Below are 16,453 nucleotides of genomic sequence, written 5' to 3'. Positions count from 1 at the left end.
CTCCTTTTTTGGTGGGCGATTCACGGGATGAAATGCCACAAGCCTCGCCTTAAGATTACAGTTACGCAATAGCCCCGGCACAGGTCCCGACGTGCGGTTGTTTCGCACTGAGCCCTACAGGAATACTCGCTTCCGCATCAGGATTCAAGCCGGTGAAGCACTCGGCAACGTCGTGACACGCTGCCAGACACAAGCACTGGTTCTAACCCCGTTGCTGTCAGTGATCCGCGGCCGTGACACTTCCAAAAGGATCTAAACAGGTCTTTGAAGGCTTGCCAGTTGAAACTGCGACGTTGGCGACTTGCGCCGCGCGGCTCTGGTCGGGTTTGAGGGAGAGTGTGCCAGCACGCGCCGCGGGAACTCTTAAAGACGCTAGACGCGGCCTGTGCATTAAATTGTGTCTATCCGCTATATGAAAATGCCGTGTCCAAATGCCGCAAGCAAAATCAGAAGATATATCGGAAACTCATCGGAGCTATCGGGGTTGATCGAAACGTCCACAACTCCTGGTTCAGTACCTCTTATTTGGGGATTCAGTTTATAAGAAGCCGGTTTCCAGTATTCTGTCGCTGCGAAGGCCTAACGTCGGGCGTCGATCCAATGAGGTAATCTTGGAAGCCAACGCGGTACTGTGTCGCAGTAACTTTCGTAAGATTCTCAAACTGTCGTTTCAAGGTTGGCTCTTCACGCCAGAGATGAAAAATATGACAGCGAGCGCAGCAAAAGAACAAGTATATGTTGCGTTCCACTTTTCATTTTTGTCCAACGCTCGAAATCAATGTTGCCGAGTACTTGCAGAATCCGCCGGTCGCTCGGCTCATAGCCAGCCGGGAAGAACTAACACTAGCCACGCGAGCAGCGGTCCGATCGCGACTACGAGCCCGCTATACATGAGCATCTGCCGGTAGAAGTGATCCTTGTCCACCCCGTGCGCGTTGGCTACGACCAGAGCGCCGTTTGTAGAGAATGGACTTACGTCAACGATGGTGGACGAAACCGCAATCGCAGCAACTACGCCGACTGGGTGAACGTTACCTTGAAGCAGAAACGGCACCGCAAGCGGAATGGTCGCGCCGAGCACGGCTACCGATGATGCGAACGCCGAGACGCCGCCGCCGATGTAGCACAATAGCAAAGCGCCCAGTAGCGGGGCGCCGATGCCCGAGACACTAGTGCCGACCAGGTCGACCGCGCCCACTTTCTGCAGAACCGCAATGTACGTGATGACGCCGGTAATCAGTAGCACCGTTGACCAGCTCACCTGATCCACCGCGCCTTTCTGGGCATTCGGTGCAAGCAACGCCAGCAGGACTGCTACGGAGATGGCGACCAGGCCGACGTTAAGCTCGAAGGCCAGCGACCCAACGCCCAGCGCGATCAGGCCCATCAAGGTGAGCGCGCGATGCGAGTCAAGCGCAGAATGCTGGGACTCGGGTTCGGCATCTTCTGCCGCGCGCATTTGGAGTGCGCCCGGCGTACCGTCGTGTCCACGCAGCGGGACCGCAACACCCGGCCGGTCGATCTCTGCTGCAGCTCGCACGCCCTGGTCGTTGCGGCGCGCCGCCCGATGCCCGCCAAAGAAGAAGTAGATCGAGACGGCGACGGCGAAATTGAACACGAGGCTTGCCAGGAACAGCGCAATGTCGTCCCGCGGCAGGCCGGCGCGCTCGACCACCTGATTGGTGATACCGCCATAGATGCTCATCGGCGAGAAGCCGCCGGCCTGCGCGCCATGGATCACCATCAGTCCCATCAGCAGCGGACTGATGCCGTACTTGTGCGCGAAACGCAGCGCGATTGGCGCGATGATGGCGACGGCGGCTGGGCTCACAGCGCCGATGCAGGTGAGCACGCCCGCGACGGTGAACATCACCCAGGGAATAGCGGCGATACGTCCGCGCACAAGCCACGCGGCCCTGTGGACCAGCCAGTCGATCGTGCCATTGTTCTGCGCGATCGCGAACAGGTAAGTGATACCGACGAGCGTGACAAACAGGTCGCCGGGAAATCCGGCGAAGATTTCTTTAGCCGACATATGAGCGAGCAGGCCGACGACGAAGGCGCCGACAAATGCGAGCGCGCCCATGTTGATTGGCAGGACTGTCGCGATGATGAACATCACGGCCAGACCTACAATGGCGGCAATTTCCACTGACATGAATCCACTTCCGCTTCTAATGTCTCATGCCGGTAGCGTGTCAGAGCTCTAACTTTACAAGAAACTCCAAAGCCCCAATGACAGGTAGTGCGCTTCCGGCGGGCGCGGCGCGCGCGACACTAAGGAGACCCTAAGGAATTCGCCCGCCGCGCTCCGTTGCACGACAATCGTTAGGCTCCGTCAGGAGCGGACATAATTTCAATTCAGGTTCGACCCTGGGGATACCGATGCCAGAACATCGTGTCGTGCCCTGATGATAAGGACACATCAGTCACGACAGCAACTCACGCGGCTTCGTGCCGCACCCTAACGCTGTGCGTCAGCGGGCGCGGCGCGTAACACTGAAGGAACCTTATGAAACCCGCTCGCCGCGCTCCGTTGCACGCAATTGTTAGGCGACATTTCTTCTACGGCCAAGTTCTTTGTCATACTCTTCCTGAAGTTTCTTTAGGCGTGCTTCTATGGCCGGAAATAATTCTGTTGGCCAAGGCTCACCTAGAGCGATAGGATCAACATCTTTTATCCCGACCTCCCTCAATGCTTCAAAGATAGCTACATGGCGAATGAAACGTAGAAGGATTTTTTCGAGCACCTCATCAGGTTGAGCTAAATGAATATTCATTTCAATGATCTTTAACATATTCTCGTGGTTTGGCAAAAAGAAGGAGCTATATAATTGTGAGTCCACTTGCTTCTTCAATGAGTCGTTTATGGCCTTACCGCTAACCAGATGCTCCCACACGACATTGTTCTTTTGGAGTTGAAGATAAATAGGCCAATAAAACTGTGAGAGTTGTTTCTCAAGAAAGTCTAAACGTTTCTGTCGAGCAACTGACTCATGTTGCTCCTTACGCTTCCAGTACAGATCCCATACGGACTTTGCCAAGAATCCACCTACTGCTGCCAGTGCTGTAATTAAGGTGTCGTACATAGAATTTAATGTTGCCTAACGATACGATCATTGGGCGCGCGGTAGCACTACGATTTCATGCGAGAACTGCGGTCGCGCGCTCCGCTGCATCGAAAGTTAGACCGCGCCAAGTCGAGACCGTGGCCTCGATGAAACCGTGCGAACCAGCCACAAAGCTGACGCTAGTCCTTCATTTGCCCAATCGCAATCCCTACGACTACGCCAATCACTGCACCACCTATGGCTCCAAACAGAAGGCCATTGAACAAGTTGAAATCAGTTATCAGTGTGTGCTGGGCCTGAAAATTATTGAGACAGCTAACACAGCCTGAGAACCCCATCACGATCCCGCCAAGGACTGCGCCAAAGGCTGCGCAGTTCATCGCAGCTTCTCCTGAGGCAGCATTTCTCCGCAGTCGCGGCGCTTCGGCTGCGGCACTTGCCGCAGCAAGTGCCGCCCGCTCTGTTGCCGCCACACGCTCCCATGCAGTTCGTATCTGCTCAGCCTCTGCCTTAGCCTTCTGAGCCTCAGCTTCTGCCAGCTCATTCTTGATCTCTTTGCCTGGAATACTACCTTTGATAACCTCGGACTCCAGCAGCATCCATTGAATGAAATGTATGATTTGGTCTTCTCGCCAATCAATCAACTCTTGGAGGGTACACGTGTTCCGAATCACAACCCTCTCTTCATCCGAACTATAATCGGCAGGAGGAGTATCGTCGTTCCAGTACACGTCTCGACTGTGTTTTTTGATGACAACGTCAATGAACGTTTCATCTTGATTGGGACAACTAATGCGGATTCCCCGCCTTTCATCCACTGTATGAAAGGACTGGTAGCCATCCGTTTTTATTTGATGGGATAGCTTGCATTCGACTTTGAGCCGATCAATCGACAGGGAATCGTACCTGACACCATTTACCCTGTGGCACAAGTCATAGAATTGCCGGAGGTGTGTGTGGACTGCCTCCTCTCTCTGGACCCATAGTGATATTTCCTGGTCCTTTAGTGACTTCTTCTGTTCTTCATCTTCGAGCCACTTAGACATAGTCCTCTACCCACTTCAAGTCAACGTCCAACGCCGGTCGCTTGCATACCTTGCTAGTCTCGGTCTCGGTTGGGCAGACTCAGAAGGTTGGTTCATTCGAGTCCGACCCCAATTTTTCAGGTGGAAACTTATGCACCGACCAAATACTTATGTCGACAACCCGGGCATGAGTTACCCTTTGTACCATGCCTACTACACCACCACGCTCCACATTTAGTACACCGGGCGAATATACGCCCACTCTTGTCTGTAGCCGTGCATCCCGACGCTGCACATTGAATAGTAGCCATCTCTAGTCTCCTCCTTATGTTCGCCTGCCTAACATGAAGTAGCCGTACTAACAGCGGGGCCGATGATACCGCCATTAGTACCCATATCCAAATCGACTCACCAGCAAGTATCAAGTTCATAAACAGTTGAGAACTTTGGTGCTGAGATAGACTAACAACCGCCAGGAATTTGACGCGAGCCTTCCGAACCTCATCAATTGCATTCGTGCGCTTTTGCGGCGAGCACCAATCGTCGCATTGAAGAGCTTCGGGATCTACAGATGCGTCTGCTTCGTGAAGCCGCGATGCACGTTTGGTGGGTCGCGCGCCGTCCCGGCTCGCGGCGTCACCTCGAACGCCGCTGACTCGGCCATTGACTCGACGCGATCAGAAACTTCCAATCCTCGATAGGCGTTCCGTCTGGGTTTAGTTTCGATGTCAGATAAAACAATCGCTGCGTGCCTGCGGCGTTCGGAGCCCCCTCGAATCGCTGCATCAGATAGTACGGCGGTATCGATTGATAGTAGAGCGTCGCTTTCACCGTGAGCTTCGACGGATCGATGCCGCGCGGCAATTGTGACAGCGGAACTTCGTAGCGCACCTTGCTTGTGCCACTGCCGTTCAGATAAGCCGGATCCTTCGCCGCGTCGGCTTCGGGAAACGTCGAGTGAAGGAACTCTCCAGACAACGAAGCCGGGTCCGGTCCTTTGGCTGACCAACCCTTCGGCAGCAAGCGGTTCTCTTTGATAGTCGCGTCGCGGCGAATGAAGCTCGTCGTGAAATTTCCCTCGGCATCTTTTATCAGCTCTTCGTAGATCTGCACCTGCTTCGAGCTCGCGATCGCGTGTTCCTTGCCGTAGAAATGCGGCTGGGCGGGGCCTTTCTTGTTGCGGCTGGTCCCGATGTATTCGGTCTCGAGAATGTTGGCGTCTTTGTCGACGATGAATCCTTCGCTGTTAGTCGCGCCCGATGACCAGACAATCTTCGGCTTATCCGTGGCCGGATCGATCGTGCTCGGGTCTATCACATCGAACTCGATAAACGCCCGCCGGAATCCGACTCCGCTCGGAAAGCGATGACCGGTCTTGTTTGTGACTGTCACATCCGAGACCAGGCTTTGACCGACGACCTCGGGCTTGGATACATCGATCGTCGCCGTCTCGTGCTGCGCAGTTTGAACGAAATTCAAAATCGCGTTCTGCAAGTCGTTGTTCAGCGTGCTCATGTAGTCGCTCTTGCGAACGCCCAGGATGTCATTCGAGAAGTTTGGCGGGTCGTTCGTATCCTTCGTCATGAACTGATTGAACATTTCGAGCAAGAAGATGTTCAGCCCTTGAAACTGATGCCGGACGAATCCTTTTTCTCGAAAGCGCGCGCGCACTTGATCGAAGGGGGCGAGGTGGTCGGCGGCAGGATAGGTGTCGTCCTGCACGTCGGCGAACGCGGTTTGAATCAACGGAATGTTGACGTTGTTTCGATTGTTCGCGTAGCCCGACGACATATGACAATCCTGGCAAGACTTCGCGTTCGGACCCGGTTTGAATTCCGTTTGAAACTCGCTGTTGAGCCATTCCAGGTAAGTGACCTGCTCGAGCGAGTGCCCGAAAGGTTTCTTATCCATCACCGGCAAGTTGATCGTGTGGCAGTTGCCGCACATCCGCGAAGACTTAGTGTACTCGTTGTATTTCGGATCGACTCCGAGGGATTCTTTCATCGCGTGAGGCGAGATGTCCTTGTCTTCAAAGGGTCCGTACATCTCATCGCGTTTGCCGATCGTGAATTGGCCGGTTATCCGACGCTCGAGGAAAAACTTCAGCGGATTCTGACCGGGCGGCGTTTTGTCTTCGACTATATGATGGCAAGCGGCGCAGCTCACACCGTCCCGAGCGAGCGCGCCATACTTGAAGTTCTTGTCGGTTGGTTTCGTGTTGTACACGAAGTCCAGACTGAAGTTGGGTTCGGGATTCTTTGGGTTGGGCGCAAGCGGATCGTAGTTGTTGTCGATGTCGAGCTGGCGCTTGCCCATCACTCCGTGACAACGAAAGCACAGATTGGTGACCGTTTGCTGATCGTCCTTTCTGTCTTTCAAGTAGGCCAGCTCGCTGTCGAGCTGCGCATAGAAGATAGGATCGCGGCCGGCAAGTCCCATCGGCGACCATCGCCACTCACCATAGGGGGAGACGTTAACCGGGTTCGCTGACTTCGGCTCGAGGATCATCAGAAACTTCTCTCCGAACCACGCGTTTCCGCTATGACACATCATGCATTGATCGGAGGTGATGAACTCTTCTGCTCCATCACGACCTGCAAACACGTGGTCGTAGGTTTCGGCGGGCATTATCTGAAGATCTTCCACGCTGTTGGGCGAAGTGCCTTTGAAGAATTTCGGGAACTCGCTGTCGGTCGGTTTCACCACGCGAGGCTTTACGGAAGTCTTAACCTTCTTGTGATCTGGCGGGACATGCGCGAGAGCGCTCAACACTGCATTGAACGTCGAAGGCTTTCTCCACGTGTCATCCACGAAGTAGCTGAGCGGGTTTCCGGGAAAGCCCTTGATGTTGGTAGTCGAGGCGAACGTGCTTTCCTTTTCTGATGATGCGTGGCAGTGCAAACAACTGAGCCCGAATCCTTCATTGAGAACGTTGAAAGGCGGCTTAAAGCTATCGCTGGGTTTCGGCATCGGAGGATCGCCTGGTTTGGTGGTCCATAGCCCGCCCCAAAACCAACCGTCCTTCGAGGCTTTCGAATCCTTGATCATCACCGTCCACGACGAAGCCACTAGAGGCTTGTTCTGGTACCGCGCAGCGGGGCCGGGGTTGTACATCTCTTTTATGATCATCGAGCCGTCGGGGATGTTGTTGATACGCCCGTTAGCCAGCCAGGTCATTACGCCGGGCGAATAGTAGATTCTGACGGCCGGATGAACGCCGAGGTAGGTCGAGCTCACAAACGGCCCGGTGTCGCGCACGCCTTTGTCCACGCACCAATTGAGTTTCACGTATTCGGTGTTTTGTAGGAACGCCAGGAGCTTGTCATGAAAATCATCCGGTGACATGGAACTGGGCAATGGCAGCGTGCTCTCTTTGGCGTCCGGGCACTGAGCCGTGGGTAGGATAGTCTGCGGAGGAGCAGCGTTACTTTGCGAATCGCCGTTTACCAAATACCCCTTGACCAATGCGGGACTGACTAAGTAAACGGCCGCGGATAAATAGCAAGCGAGCACCAGGGATTTCATCAAGGCGTGCATTTCGTTGGCTCCTCTTAACCTGGAAGGCCGGCAAGATGTATTTGCTACATTGAAGCGCGCCGATTATACGTGTGATGAAGTCAACGTTCAACAGGATTCTACGGAGCTGACGACCTGTTTTGGAGTACGCCGCCCTCCACTCAGGCCATTCGTGGATTATCATCGGCGCAGCGCTGGCTCTTGTGACTTTATGCCGACTTGTACAACGCTCTGGTTGGGCATTTTCACATCCAAAGCGGCGGCGCTCTTATCCAAGTGCCCGTCGAAAAAATAGCCGCCACAGTCCAAAAACGACTGCGCTACTCAGGCTCATATCGTCGCCCAATCCTCCATTGTCTTGTCGGCCATTGCGGTGGCGTACGGGTAAAGCCAATCCGGGTCTTTGTTCGTCCGTTGCTCCAAGTCTTTCCACACGTTGCCGAGCGCGAGGTGGACGTTTGCGGTTTCATGACCCATTGCGAGCCAGAGGTCATCTTCCAATTGGCTTTCCTTTGGAAGGTCCTTCAGCTTGACCTTTCCGGAGTCCGGCGCAAGGCGACGCACGACCCAACTCTCTTGACCGGCAAAAATCCGCACCCAGGGATCCGGCGCCCGCACAGCATGCCGCAGCGCCTCTTCGTAGAGTATCTCGGTGGTGTTCCTGCGCTCGTCGGTCCACCACAACCAAGCCGAAGGGGCGAGGGCCTTCGCTTCGCGCGCAAGAATTCCGCCACGCCAATCGTCCACGATGGCGGTGAAGCGCTGGCGACCTAAGCTGCCCAACCCCGCCTCGCGCGTTCCGATGCTGAACGCCACGCCTGGTTCGGGCATGGATTGATTCAACGCCTCCAATGCCGACTTGGGAACCTGGCCGCTGACCTTCGGCAAATCTGTCAGCTCGTGGAAGAACTTGTCGAATTCGCTTCCGCCCTCTTTCATGCGGAGTTTGTTCAGCACGATCTCGCGCAACCATGCGTACGCCTCCTTCTCGGCGAGCACGAAGGGGCGACGAACTACATCCTTGCGGCTCGGATCAAGGGCGTTGCGGTATCCGCTCTCTATCGCACTGCACGCCCGGCGAAATTTTTCGTCAACGCTATCGGTAACGTCCTTGAGATCCTTGATGCTCTTCTGCTTGGAAGACCCTTTCTCTTTGGCTTCCTTTAGGATTTTCTTTGTTTCCGGCTCCTCGAGTGCAAGCCGAGCACTGGCGGCCAGTCGTACGAGGTCGTTGGTGTAGGGCAGGCAACAACTCTCATCGAAGTCATTGACGCCCCAAACAAGACGTCCCTCAGCATCACGCCAGGTGCCGAAGTTCTCGACGTGCAGATCGCCGATCCCCAGCACGAGGGGCGCGTCATTCAATTCCTCGCAGACCTTCGGCCACCATTGGGACCACCGATAGAAGGTCGCGCGCAGGTATTCAAACGGGGAACTCTCGGCGATCCTTTTTGTTCGCTTATCCCATTCGTCGTCGGTGATGGTTACCTTGGCGCCCAGCCATATCCGATACTGGTTCGTTGCATCTTCAAATGAATTCGGTCCTTTTGGTGGCATGACTCTATTAGTACCTTTCTTTCTTCTACCCTTTTGCACCCTTTGGGTGCGCCTCACATGTCTATGACGGTCTCCGCGATTTCGTTTCTATCCGAAGATGCAACTATTGCGGTTTGGTCTTCGCGATGTTGGGAAGGCTCATGAGGTTGGCGAACAACCGGTACGGTCCCGCATTTGGCGATAGCAGTTGGCGGCGCAATGCGAAGCTTATGTAGATATATGTTCCCTCTCCGTAGCGCGCGATGAGCAAGCCTCCCCGCGTGGGCTCTTCTCCCGGGTCGCTCGACTCCAGCAGCGGAGTGTACTCGCTTGACCACTTTCGGGGAACGGCGGCGGCTCGCTCGACAGTCCAGCCTTCGAAATCCTTTGCCGTAATCTTGTTTGGCCGGGACATCAGCGGGTGATCGGGGTCCAGGATGTTCACGCGGGCAGTCTCGAACGCGATTCTGTCCTTCGATAGCTTGATCGGATAGGGCGCGAATTGAGTGCGGGCCAACGCGAGATTCCAGTCATCGGGCCGCTGGGTGAGCACGACCAGGTTGCCGCCCTGCCGCACGTATCGAAGCAAACACCTGTTATGCAGCCCAAGCTCCGGCCGCGCGAAGTAAGCGTTGCCGTCTACGACAATAGTTGTGAATCGCGCCAGGTCGCCGCACCCAATGCGAGACTGCGGGGCGACGTTGCCGTTGCCATGCTCAGTGTTGCTTATGTCATCGATTCTCAGCTCGCTGTGCTCGACCCCGAGTTCGGTAAACGCAAACGAGAGCCAGTCGTCGAGCCCGCGGATGCAACCCGCTTTGAGTCCGTCGGCGAGTTCGAGGTCGATCGCTTTCACCGCGATCTTGGCGGAGCCGAGCGGATCGGGCAGCGCAGGTTTCTCACGGCGAAACTCGATCAGCACGTCTGGTGACAGGGGCGGCTTCAAGATCGGCAGGCGGAGCTTGAGATTGACGGTTATCTCTTCGTCTTCGCGGCCAAACGCGATGTGGACCGGTTCGTATTCGTCGTCGCTCAGCGCCAGCGGGACCACCCACAGCGCGCCTGCCAGCCTGCCCGGCGTTCGATTCCGCACGCGCACTGGAAAGTCGATCTCCCTCGGCTTCGACCAGTCTTTGATCAAAGCGAATGGAATCGTTGAAATCTCGATCGGCGGCGCGATGTCGAATCTGACTAGCGCGGCGACGCGGATGTTCACCTGGCCCAGACCTACTTCGGCCGACGCCACCAGACGGACGCCGAAGGGGTCGGCGGGCTGCGCTCCCGGCAGCGATGAACCGACCGCATAGTACTGCTCATCGTAAAGGTGTGCTGACGTCGGCAGCGTAGGCGCCGCGTCTTTCGGTATCTCGTATTCGAACTCCTTGAACGCGAGACCGCCAGTCCCCAGGCCTATGACCTCGGAGTCTTTGAAAGCTGAATCCTTTTCGGTGATGGGAATGCGCTCGGGCGTGCTCAGCACGACTGGAAACGATCGACGACCGCCGTTGCGAAGCACGAGGCGCGCAACAAGCTTCTGGCCGGGCACGACCACGCGGTCAGAGACGGTGACTTCAAGGTTCAGCCCGAGAGCCAGCGCCAGCGCGCGCTCGAGGGCGGTGGTGAATCTGATGACTCGAACGAAATCGGCGCCGTACCGTTCGTGCATTGCTTCGGCCGTTCCTTCGGCGCGCTTCTCGATGAGTTTCTCGATCAGCGCGTCGATCAATCGCTCGCCGGTAGCAATCGCATCGACGACTCCCAGATCGCCAACGCGAGGCTGAACGATCGAGCGGGTCACGTTCTCGGGAAGCGTCAGCCCGTCAAGCAGTCCGGCGCCCGGCTTCATCGTCTCTTGATCCGCAGGCGAATCTATCGGCTTGAAATAGCTTGTCTCACGTTCAGGCGTCAGCCGGTCTAAACTTGCGCTTCGCGATAGGAAGCGGTGGTGCGCCGCCAGTCCAATCTGCGCATAAGTCAGCCCGCGGGCGTGGTCGTATTCGTTGAGGTCGATCTTGACGCCTTCGCCGGAGTCATCGGTTCGTCTGAAGAAACGACGGACTTGCCACGCCTCGGAACCGGCTTCCGGGGCCAGTTTTGTCTGTCCTGCCGCGGTGAAGGCTTCGAGGGCGAGTCGAGTCACCGCTTGTTCGACGCCTTCGCCGGACCTGGAGTGGTGGTTGGTGATGATCACGTCGGGACGCAGCAGCCGAATTGCCCTGACCATGCGCCGCAAACCTTCATCGTGTCCCCAAATGCTCAAGGCCTCATCGGCCGACTTCGAATACCCGATGTCCCGAAGGTTGAGAAACATTACATCCGCGCCGACGATCCTCGCTGCTTCGAGCGCTTCGCGAGTGCGAATCGCACCCAGTTCCTGGTCCAACTCGGCGCGCGACGGGCTGTCTTCGCCTTCACCGCGAGTTGCGAACAACATGACCGCGCGCGCGCCGAGCTTCTTGCGCACATAGGCGAGCGCGCCGTCGTCTTCATCGCCAGGACGGGCGGCGATGCACAGAACGGTGAAGGGGTTGGTGATCTCGCGCAGCGCCTGGTCGAGCGCGACAATCCCGCGTTCGTCTTCGATCGTAGCTTGCGGAACTTGCGCGTGAACCGTTTGCGCGAGGCAAGAGGTTTGAACGAACCTGTCGCCCAGCGGCGATCCGCTAAGGAGAAGAGTCAATGCGATCACGAATGAAAAGCTCAGCTTCATACTGGAGGACTTAAACGCAGATTCCGATGCGAGCGATCATTTTATCATCACTCGTGTGGAGTGCGCCCCTCGACCTGCAGAGATCGTGTGAAAACTCCATAAATCCCCCCAACTTCAGTTGGGGGCATTTCCGGAGTTTTCGCACTGTCTCGTGCAGTTGATGGGATTATTACACACGATGGCTTTGCTCTCGGAGATTGTCTGCGTTTGGGGCGGCAGATAGAAAAGGCGCCCTTGAACATCGCCGAGCAATCCGAGATTTTGGGCGGCGCACTTCAAATCCTTTGTGTTAGCATTGCTCGCGCCAGAATCGAATCTAACACCAACTCAAACAAACACGCGGACGAGTCTCGCCTCGAACGATGAAAACCAAGACCAAGACGAAGACCGCAAAACCTTCTGCTCAACCGAACGACAAGGTTGGTGCGGCCGACGAACGCAAGACCAGGCTGCTAATCGCTCTGTCGTGCATCGGACTGTCTGCGTTAGCGGTGGTCCCCTTCTTTTTCATGGGGCGCTCGGAAGCGGGCGGCGGCGCTTTCGAACTGCGTATGCCGACTACTCATGACATGTTCTTGCAGTACGATCAGATGAGATCGTTTTACAACGGGCTTGCGGCGGGAGAGATATATCCGCGATGGGAGGAAGATACCAACCGAGGCTTCGGCGCGCCCACGACGAGCTACTATCCGCCTGGAGTTTACTATCTGACTTCCGTCTTCTATGCGATCACCGGAGACTGGCTGCGGACACTGTTGGATGTGAATTTGGCGATCATGGTCGCCGCGGCTGCAGCGATGTACCTCTACGCGAAGCAAGTGATGGAGCGCCCGGCGGCGGTGGCCGCGATGGCCGCGTACATTTTTCTGCCATATCATCTGGCGGACCAGTATCAGCGCGGCGCCTTGGCCGAGCTGCTCGTCTTCGTATGGATGCCGTTGATGTTGCTCTTTGGCGAGCGCGTGATGCGAGCGCCGTCAGTCGCCAGGCAAGGGTCAATGCTTATTAGCGTCGCAGGACTGGCGGCAAGCTACGGTGCGTTCTTGTGGTCGCATCCGCCGACCGCTTATCAATTCACGCTCGGGTTTAGCGTATACCTGCTCGTCCTGGGCGTGATGCGAAAGGAGTGGAAGGGACTGATCGCGGCAGGCGCCGCGATGGCGTTGGGGATCGGACTGGCGGCCGCGTACTTGCTCCCGGCCGCAATCGAGCAGAACCTTATTCACAAGGAGTACGTCTTAGAGACGTGGCCTTATCACAAGACGTACGTTTTTGTGCATGACCTGTACAGCTCGACCATCCACAGCGGCTTCTTCAAGCTGATCGACTGGATATGGATAACCGGAACAGCCGTCATTGCCGTTGGCGCGATCACGCTGCTATGGCTGAAGCGTCAAGTTATTGCCTCCGATTCAGCGCTGAAGCAACGCGTGCTGTTATGGGTCGTACTCGGCGGCCTTGCGAGCTTTATGATGACCAGGGCTTCGATGCCTGTTGGGAAGCTCATACCAAAGATCGAGATCGGCGTGTTCACCTGGCGAATGCTTACGATCACGACTCTGGTCGTAGCGCTTCTTGCTGGAGCCTTCACGCAGGCGGCCATCGATGCGGCCAGGCAGCGTTTGCGCCCTGAGCGGCTGCTGTTTGCCGCGCTTGCTGCTTTGATAATAGCCGGAGGCGCGGGATTCAGCGCGGTCGCCCTGGCCCGGCCGGCGATCGAATCTCCGGTATTCGAACCCGAGCCCGAGCACCTGAACTACGCTACGATGCCGAGCATTGCGCCTGGCGATCCCGAAGCGTTGCCCGATGACATCCCTCGAGCAGAGCTGGCGGAAGACAACGGCGAAGTTGCAATAGAGGAATGGAAGCCGCAGCATCGCGTCATCAGAGTTGATCTGACGGACGATGACACACTGTTAGTACGCACCTTCAACTTTCCCGGGTGGACCGCGACCGTGGATGGTCGTCAATTGCCGATTAAGAGTTCGGAGGAGTTGGGCGACATGGAGATCGAGCTGGGCGCGGGCACGCACCGAGTCACGCTGGATTTTCTGGAGACTCACGTGCGCCGCGCATGCAGGATCATAACGCTGTGTTCCTTTGGTCTGTTGATCGTGCTTGGTTGCGCGCCGTTTGTTCGCCGCCCGCGAGCGAGCGGAGAAGATTCGTGTTAGAGGTAAGACTTGCTCTGGCGAAGGAGGCGCTCAGTTCAGAGTTCAAGCTTTAGCTTGCGTCCGGACATGGCAACCTGAAGGTTGAACTCTGAACTCGCGACTCTTCTGCTTGACACTCAGGCAAGCCTGTCTGACAATGCGACCATCGATCCACTAAAAAGTCCCGCTCCAAAGGGAGGACATATGCCCCACCATTACACTGACGTTGCGGCTCTGGAAGAGCTCCGTGAGTCAGGGGATTACGAGAAGATCGCAACGTTGTTGGGCGATGGTTGGCAAACCGGTTCTGAGTTTGACGAGGAGACGGTGCGGCGAAGGCTGTTAGCCGCGGAACTAGCCGGCCGAAACGGCCGGGTCGAGGATATGGAAGCAGCGCTCGGTCCATACATCGAGAGCGTCGATCGCGTGCCGTTTGCGCTGGCTGCGCGTGTTCTGTTGACGACGGCGCTCTATCACTACCGGCGAAGCGAGCCAAGCGAGGCGCTTCGTCTTGCATCTCTTGCTCAGACGATTGCGGCGGCTCGAGATGACGAGTTCACAAAAGGCGAAGCGGTGCAGCTTCAGGGGCAGGCCCTCTGGTCGCTGGAGCGATGGGAAGAGGCAGCCGGATGTCTTGAAGCTGCTGTGAGCAGCTATGCCGGCGGGTCGCGTTCGTATTGGCTGGGCCTCGCCTATCTCTGCCTCGGCGCAGTGCGCAATCGAATGGGCGCGGTCGAAGAAGCGCGCATCACGCTCGAACGCGGGATAAAAATACTGTTGAAGAGCCACGATGACTACAACCTCGCTGTTGCCAGAGTCAACGTCGCTGTGGCGCTCAACATCATCGGCGAACATGAAACCGCACATAAGTATCTCCTGTTCGCTCACGATACGTTTGTGCAGATGGGTCACGAACAGTACACCTATCTGACGCTGAACAGCATCGCGGCAACGTTGGTCTGGCTCAAGGAATATGACCGCGCGGAGATCTACGTTAACCGCGCGATAGAGATGGGCGTGAACGTGCGGAGCACTCAGATCGCTTCGACATACGAGATCAAGGCCAGAGTTCACCTGGCGCGGCGTGAGTGGGAGAAGGCTCAGAAAGCTCTCGGGACGGCGTCGGAAATTGCCGAACAGGCTAACAGCCAATCGCAAAAGGCCGACGTCAGGCGTACTCTGGGTAAGTACTATTTATCTCAGGAACGCGACGAAGACGCAGCGGCTGTTCTGTGGGAAGCGCTCGACATTGCGCACGATCTCCGCGCGTCGCTGTTGGAGCTGGAGATCAAAGCGCTGCTGTCGCAGGCCATTTGCGCGAACAATCCGGTCGAAGCTTGCAAACTGTTGAGCGATGTCGAGGCGGCGCTCGGCTCGCGGCCGCTGGCCGAGTTGAAAAGAGAAACTCAGGCAGCGCGGAGGCGAATCAACGCGCTCGATCATGAGCAGTACTTCATTCTATCCGACTCGAGGATCCCGCTGCTTGCCGATGCGAAAATATCGCTATTGAAGTGGCTGTGGGCGCGTGCGCTTCACAAGGCGAGAGGGAACGCGCGCGAGGCGGCAACGATTCTCGGCGTGACTCCGACGTACATACGCAAGCTGACGAAGGTAATTCCGCGCGATCTGCTGCGGCCGGGAAAGAAGAGATCTAAGAAGGTGTGACCCTGGGCTTCACTTCACATACCAAGCTATCGGACTTAGCTTAGTTGACTCTGTGAAACGAATGGAGCCGCGGATAACCTCCGCTTAACTTCCGCCAACCCTCGGAAGTCCCATAGGCCGAGGTGTCTTACCGTAAGAGTCCTTTGGCAAGGGCACTATCGAGCTTCAGTTGGCCGCTCCGCTGCCTCTGATATTTCCGAGTAGCGATAAAAAATAAAGAAAACTGAATTGAGCGCCGTTCAATTCGCGTCATGCCTAGTAGCGAACAAATTGGCGCAGGGTATTTGCCAAGTTAATCGTCGTTCTTTGTTATCGGGTTAAAGCTGACTGTCGGTGAGCTTTCCGTGCCTGTCGGCACTCAGCTAGGGCTCGCTCTTGCCATCTCAGGGGCGAGTCCGCTTGGCCCGCCAAGGAGGTTATGCATGCGTGCTTCCAAAGTTGTCTCCCCGCATCGCTTTGCCGGCTTCTTCAGAACTTTGACTGCCCTGTTCTTTCGCCGCGTTCTGCAAAGAAGAGTCGTTTGCTGTGCGGTCGCGTTTAACCTCCTTCTGTGGCCGGGTCCGGGTCTCGTTACCCAACACATTTTCAGCTTTGCCTCACAGGCACTCAACCTGCGATGGGGTGTCCACAGCTACGAGGCCTTCTTTCTCAGGCGACTCCTCTCTCGATCCGGCATGCAAAAGGAAAGCGCACGTGATCTGAGTATGGCCGAGCGGACGGCGCGCGTGGCAGCCGTAAAGGTCTCCCCCCATAAGCTTGTTGGTTATGTTGGGGATT

The 16,453-nt window shown here is 56.4% G+C and carries 9 protein-coding genes; 2 read left to right on the top strand and 7 right to left on the bottom strand.

Annotation, left to right across the window (positions count from 1 at the left end):
• Nucleotides 1–817: 817 nt before the first annotated feature.
• From AABO57_28565 to AABO57_28540, 6 genes are all read right to left on the bottom strand, one after another.
• The gene (locus AABO57_28565) at nt 818–2,158 is read right to left on the bottom strand and encodes an SLC13 family permease (protein ID MEK6289688.1); all 1,341 of its coding nucleotides are present in this window, start codon (nt 2,156–2,158) and stop codon (nt 818–820) included.
• Nucleotides 2,159–2,549: 391 nt separating this feature from the next.
• Nucleotides 2,550–3,089 carry a hypothetical protein gene (locus AABO57_28560; GenBank protein ID MEK6289687.1) on the bottom strand — a complete coding sequence of 180 codons (540 nt, stop codon included), beginning with the start codon at nt 3,087–3,089 and terminating at the stop codon, nt 2,550–2,552.
• 161 nt (nt 3,090–3,250) lie between these two features.
• Entirely contained in the window at nt 3,251–4,117 is an 867-nt protein-coding gene (locus AABO57_28555) for a hypothetical protein (GenBank protein ID MEK6289686.1), read from the bottom strand.
• Nucleotides 4,118–4,732: 615 nt separating this feature from the next.
• Nucleotides 4,733–7,633, bottom strand: a complete 2,901-nt coding sequence (locus tag AABO57_28550; GenBank protein MEK6289685.1) for a cytochrome P460 family protein — start codon at nt 7,631–7,633, stop codon at nt 4,733–4,735.
• 309 nt (nt 7,634–7,942) lie between these two features.
• Nucleotides 7,943–9,169 carry a DUF2252 family protein gene (locus AABO57_28545; GenBank protein MEK6289684.1) on the bottom strand — a complete coding sequence of 409 codons (1,227 nt, stop codon included), beginning with the start codon at nt 9,167–9,169 and terminating at the stop codon, nt 7,943–7,945.
• A 103-nt stretch (nt 9,170–9,272) separates the two neighbouring features.
• Nucleotides 9,273–11,858 carry a PIG-L family deacetylase gene (locus tag AABO57_28540; GenBank protein MEK6289683.1) on the bottom strand — a complete coding sequence of 862 codons (2,586 nt, stop codon included), beginning with the start codon at nt 11,856–11,858 and terminating at the stop codon, nt 9,273–9,275.
• A gap of 362 nt (nt 11,859–12,220) precedes the next feature.
• On the opposite strand from AABO57_28540, the gene AABO57_28535 reads away from it, so the two are divergent.
• Nucleotides 12,221–14,032 (top strand): hypothetical protein, encoded by a 1,812-nt coding sequence (locus AABO57_28535; GenBank protein ID MEK6289682.1) that lies wholly within the window; start codon nt 12,221–12,223, stop codon nt 14,030–14,032.
• A 183-nt stretch (nt 14,033–14,215) separates the two neighbouring features.
• Entirely contained in the window at nt 14,216–15,676 is a 1,461-nt protein-coding gene (locus AABO57_28530) for a hypothetical protein (GenBank protein ID MEK6289681.1), read from the top strand.
• Nucleotides 15,677–16,272: 596 nt separating this feature from the next.
• Here AABO57_28530 and AABO57_28525 read toward each other — a convergent pair.
• Nucleotides 16,273–16,453, bottom strand: a 181-nt coding sequence (locus tag AABO57_28525) for a hypothetical protein (GenBank protein MEK6289680.1), incomplete at its 5' end; no start/stop codon positions are given.

Source organism: Acidobacteriota bacterium (genome assembly GCA_038040445.1).
In the GTDB taxonomy this organism is placed as follows: Bacteria; Acidobacteriota; Blastocatellia; order UBA7656; family UBA7656; genus Onstottus_A; species Onstottus_A frigus.
Note: the sequence above shows the minus strand (reverse complement) of the source record. Positions and strands in the feature narration are given on the sequence as shown.

Coding starts and splice junctions, on each gene's coding strand:
- AABO57_28565 (MEK6289688.1), bottom strand. CDS start 2,158: ATGTCAGTGGAAATTGCCGCCATTGTAGGTCTGGCCGTGATGTTCATC.
- AABO57_28560 (MEK6289687.1), bottom strand. CDS start 3,089: ATGTACGACACCTTAATTACAGCACTGGCAGCAGTAGGTGGATTCTTG.
- AABO57_28555 (MEK6289686.1), bottom strand. CDS start 4,117: ATGTCTAAGTGGCTCGAAGATGAAGAACAGAAGAAGTCACTAAAGGAC.
- AABO57_28550 (MEK6289685.1), bottom strand. CDS start 7,633: ATGCACGCCTTGATGAAATCCCTGGTGCTCGCTTGCTATTTATCCGCG.
- AABO57_28545 (MEK6289684.1), bottom strand. CDS start 9,169: ATGCCACCAAAAGGACCGAATTCATTTGAAGATGCAACGAACCAGTAT.
- AABO57_28540 (MEK6289683.1), bottom strand. CDS start 11,858: ATGAAGCTGAGCTTTTCATTCGTGATCGCATTGACTCTTCTCCTTAGC.
- AABO57_28535 (MEK6289682.1), top strand. CDS start 12,221: ATGAAAACCAAGACCAAGACGAAGACCGCAAAACCTTCTGCTCAACCG.
- AABO57_28530 (MEK6289681.1), top strand. CDS start 14,216: ATGCCCCACCATTACACTGACGTTGCGGCTCTGGAAGAGCTCCGTGAG.